This window comes from Nostoc sp. (assembly GCF_054880495.1).
In genome coordinates, this window is record NZ_JBTYKD010000261.1 from 1 (window position 1) to 2995 (window position 2995).

The 2995-nt window shown below is 41.0% G+C and carries 3 protein-coding genes and 1 pseudogene; 3 read left to right on the forward strand and 1 reads right to left on the reverse strand.

From position 1 onward, the window contains the following. Nucleotides 1-205 precede the first annotated feature (205 nt). Genes ACYTXL_RS23905 through ACYTXL_RS23915 form a run of 3 tightly spaced genes read left to right on the forward strand, consistent with a single transcriptional unit; the run spans nucleotide 206 to nucleotide 2098 of the window. The gene (locus ACYTXL_RS23905) at nucleotides 206-976 is read left to right on the forward strand and encodes a ParA family protein (RefSeq protein WP_461926904.1); all 771 of its coding nucleotides are present in this window, start codon (nucleotides 206-208) and stop codon (nucleotides 974-976) included. Continuing rightward, nucleotides 973-1977 carry a ParB/RepB/Spo0J family partition protein gene (locus tag ACYTXL_RS23910; RefSeq protein ID WP_461926905.1) on the forward strand — a complete coding sequence of 335 codons (1005 nt, stop codon included), beginning with the start codon at nucleotides 973-975 and terminating at the stop codon, nucleotides 1975-1977. The genes ACYTXL_RS23905 and ACYTXL_RS23910 overlap by 4 nt, the downstream gene beginning before the upstream one ends. Next, nucleotides 1970-2098 carry a hypothetical protein gene (locus ACYTXL_RS23915; RefSeq protein ID WP_461926906.1) on the forward strand — a complete coding sequence of 43 codons (129 nt, stop codon included), beginning with the start codon at nucleotides 1970-1972 and terminating at the stop codon, nucleotides 2096-2098. The genes ACYTXL_RS23910 and ACYTXL_RS23915 overlap by 8 nt, the downstream gene beginning before the upstream one ends. A gap of 323 nt (nucleotides 2099-2421) precedes the next feature. Here the strand turns inward: ACYTXL_RS23915 and ACYTXL_RS23920 are convergent. Next, a pseudogene (locus ACYTXL_RS23920) lies at nucleotides 2422-2995 on the reverse strand (ParM/StbA family protein); the annotation flags it as partial.

Sequence of the window (2995 nt, forward strand, 5' to 3'; positions counted from 1 at the left end):
AATCATACTATGGCGAAGCCATTTAAATGGACTTATAAAGGCAAGGTATTAGCTGTTTAATGGGTGCGCTATTTCCGCCGTGCTGTACTAGTACATACAGGCTTACTTGTTGGTACTGGCATTCTTTTTTTTACAGAAATCCGGAATAAAAATCCACTGTTTGGTAGAATCGCTGACATGGATTAAAAAATCACTTCATTAATATATGTCATCAACCAAAATAATCGCTACTTTCAATCAGTCAGGTGGTGCTGCTAAAACGACTATTACACACAATCTTGGATATCACCTCGCCAAAAAACACCGTGTACTTCTTGTAGATATGGACCCACAGGCATCGCTAACAGCTTTTATGGGATTAGGGGAAATTAAGCTAAAAACTGAGCAAACTATCTATAGTGCGATCGCTGAAGAAACTCCCCTGTATGTATGGGAAAAACCCATTTACGGAATGCACCTTGTGCCAACGAATATCCAACTAGCAGGTACGGAGCAAAAAATTTTCCATGACCTGACCATCGACAACCGCCAACGGCTCAAGTTTGCGCTCTCAAATGTACTTGGGCAGTATGATTATATTTTGATTGATTGTCCGCCTTCTCTAGGAATACTAAGCATTATGAGCTTAGTAGCTGCTTCACACGTTATCATTCCAGTTGAAACACAATACAAGTGCTATCTTGGCACTAATCAACTACTAGAAACAATCGCCCGGCTCAAAAAAGGAGGACATCAGAAACTACAAATTGCCTGTTTAATTCCAACTAAGTACGATAATCGCAACCTCCAAGACACAGGAATACTGGAAGAGATTAAACAACAGGTAGAAGGGCGTATACACGTTACTGCCCCTATCCCTAAATCAACAGCTTTTCCTGATGCTACCCAGGCACATCTACCCCTTGCACTCCACAAGAAAAACCATCCCGCAGTTAGCATACTCGAAGAAATTACAAAATACATCACTCAACTATGAGCCAAAAACGTGAACTAGAAAAACTAACCGGACTCGATAATTTATTTGGAGATGAAGAAGAACAATCCTCATCTGATTACACTTTACCTTTATCCCAAATTATCCTTCCACCGAGTCAGCCCCGTCGCTATTTTGACCCTGTAAAACTAAAATCCCTCGCCGATAGCATTAAGGAAGTGGGGTTACTAGAACCCATAGTCGTCAGAAAGATTGAGGAAGACAAGTATGAACTTATCGCTGGTGAACGCCGTCTCAAAGCTTGTGAAATTGCAAAACTTGAGAAAATTTCTGTAGTCATTATTGAGTGCGACGAGAAAAAAGCTCGTAAACTCTGCTTAGTTGAAAACCTCCAGAGGGAAGACCTCAATGCCTATGAAGAAACTATCGGGATTCTCGAACTACTTGCCGAAGAACTCGATATTGACCAAGAGACAGTGGTTAAACTGCTCTATGACATGAATAATGAAACCAAAGGTAATTCTAACCATAACGTTATGGTTAGTGAGGAAGGACAAATCATACAAGATGTATTCTCGAAGTTAGGAAAAATTACTTGGCAGTCGTTTGTAGCCAATCGCCTTCCTTTGCTCAAACTCCATTTAGATATCCAAACCGCATTGCAAAAAGGCAATATTGAATACACAAAAGCTAAGGAAGTCAACCGGATAAAAAATGATGATGAAAGGCAGAAAGTTTTAAGTAAGGCGATCGCAGAAAGTTTATCGCTATCTGAAATTAGGGTTTTAGTGGCAAATATTCTTCAACAGCAGTCAGAAAGTAAGCCACCATCTCATAACCAAGAACAAAAAGAAAAAGCCGACAAAATATACAAAGCACTTAGAAAAAGTAAAATCTGGAATGATGATAAAAAGCTTAAAAAAATTAATAAGCTTTTTGAGCAAATCGAAGCACTTTTAGAAGAAGAGAAGAAAGAAGATACTTCTTTACAGTCAGATAGTCTAGTTGCGGACAACTCTCTGGAAAAGGTACTTGATGGCTAGCGGCCTATCGCCCATCTCTACAAATCAGCCTCCTATAGCTGAGTCTACTCATGCCCCAGATGACCCCCAACATCAGCCAGAAGATAGCGGCGAAACTTTCAAACTAGATTGGGATTTGTAATTGACACTTGTGTACTTTAAAAAAAGTTACAAGAAAAGGGTGTGGGGTGTAGGGTGTGGGGTGTGGGGTGTGGGGTATAGAAATAAAAAACCTATTGTTGCAGGGTTATTGCCCAGTTAAAAAAAAAGACGTATAACGAGTGGCGCAGCGCAAGAAATACAGCGCCCAGGCGAGCCGCTCCGCCTCCGGTCAATGCAACAATGCTCCCGTTTTTAAACGGGGGTTCCCAAACCTGCAACCCTATACCCTACACCCTCTGAAGTAAAAAGCATCAAATAAATGTAGTAACAGTCTTGTAACTACACTTATTTTTTCTAAGTGTATCAAACATTCTCGTTCACAGCAATAAAGGTACTAGGTCGCTCACAAGGCGTAAAATTATACTTAGGTTTAACTTCTTCATCTGTACTACCTTCAGCGGATTTAGTTAGCAGTACAACCTCAGAGCGGGTATAACCAGTCAACTCATCAAACTGAATAATCATATATTGGTAGAGCGCCCAGACATCCGCCATCCGATTGCCAATACCGGAAGATATCTCATCAGGTATAAAAATATTACCGTGCCAGGATACCTTAATTCCCTCTTTCTGGAAGTAAGCATCTATTTCTGGACGAATGTAGTCCGCAGTCCCTCCGCAAAACACCAGTTCTTCAATATCCTCATCCATTTTCGAGCGTAACCACCTGACGATCGCACGCCAATATTCATCTCTAGCAAGCAATAAAGCCTTGGACATCGACTCGCCATCAAGTTGAATTTCATCACCTTTGCGCTTGCGTGAGAGTTTCTGCATCACCTGGGAGTCGCAAGTAACTCCAGCTTCTACCAACACCTCAATAATATTGGGATTATCAGGGCTTAGTCCCGATGTCTTGGAAGTAAAATTATTCACC